This is a genomic window from Pseudoflavonifractor sp. An85 (assembly GCF_002161235.1).
Taxonomy (GTDB): Bacteria; Bacillota; Clostridia; order Oscillospirales; family Oscillospiraceae; genus Enterenecus.
This window is the reverse complement of record NZ_NFHE01000104.1, coordinates 1-1062: the sequence shown is the minus strand read 5'-3', so window position 1 is coordinate 1062 and position 1062 is coordinate 1. Positions and strand designations below refer to the sequence as shown.

1 protein-coding gene is annotated in these 1062 nt (G+C 52.0%); it reads right to left on the bottom strand.

What is annotated here, in order from left to right; translation table 11 throughout:
* Positions 1-174 precede the first annotated feature (174 nt).
* Positions 175-942, bottom strand: a complete 768-nt coding sequence (locus B5G37_RS14565; protein WP_087258967.1) for a hypothetical protein — start codon at positions 940-942, stop codon at positions 175-177.
* Positions 943-1062: the final 120 nt, after the last annotated feature.

Here is a 1062-nt window from a genome sequence, read left to right as displayed (position 1 = left end):
CTCCTTCCTTTGTTGGTTACTATCATCATAGATTGATAGTTAGACATTTTTGTAGGATTGCATTTTGCTGGGTGTTCTGATAAAATGAATATGGTGGGAAACCGCCGGTCAAGCCGGATGCCTCATCGGGCAATTGCAGCCCGAATGACTGTATCCGGCTTTTCTTTTATCCTTTCATCGTTCATTCCGCGAATGCTCCTCCGATGGGCCATTATTCAGCGCCTTTGAGGCGTCCCGTGAGGTAACGGACTCGGATCGAAGCGAATAGGATGACTCCGGGGTCTTGTCAGGCGGTCTCGAATCTGATATAATGGGATCAACGGGAATCCGTGTGTCTTTCGAGACGGCGCGGTAATCTCCCGTTAGAAAACTGGCTAGGTTGTCGGGCAATTGCAGCCCGAGGGACTTCAGCCAGTTTTCTGTTTTTTCATTGGGATAGAGGTTCAGACCCATCTCCCATGTCTTGCAGATGGTGTATTCAATGTTGGCGCGTTCATACACGCTGGCGAGGCGGTTGACGGACACTTCACCGCTTTTCTGATCCAGATGGAACGCAACGAACAACGGAGCGTCATGGATGCCAACGGTATCCAAATACATGACAAGGCCGCCGGGATGTACCGTATAGGAATCCATCATAATGACGTTGTTTTCCAACATCATTTTGGGTAATTCGGCAATCTCCATAGGAACAAGGTCATGTTTCTGCTTCAGCTTCGCCAGCACGCTCGCGTTCATGACGATGGGGAGATTGGATGCACCGGACTGTGCAATGGCACGGGAATCGCCATATACGATAAATGGCAGGAAAGCATTGTAGTACCCGTACTCATATTCCAAGAGTTGTTCCTTGAAGGACTTCACGGTGCCATCGTCGTTGACGACGGTGTTGTTAATCCTGCGGATCGCGTCAAGGTCGAAACCGTCATCTCGGATAGACATAACTCTCACCGCCCATCCATGCCGCGCTGGGGCTTGTCCGGCGTTTGGCCTCCGCCGAGCGCGTCGGAGGCGTCGCGGGAGGCGTCCGCCTCATCCTTGAGGCTCACGCCATGCTCCTGC

Bases quoted from the DNA above. Each gene is read 5' to 3' on its own strand.
- B5G37_RS14565 (WP_087258967.1), bottom strand. From the start codon at position 942: ATGTCTATCCGAGATGACGGTTTCGACCTTGACGCGATCCGCAGGATT.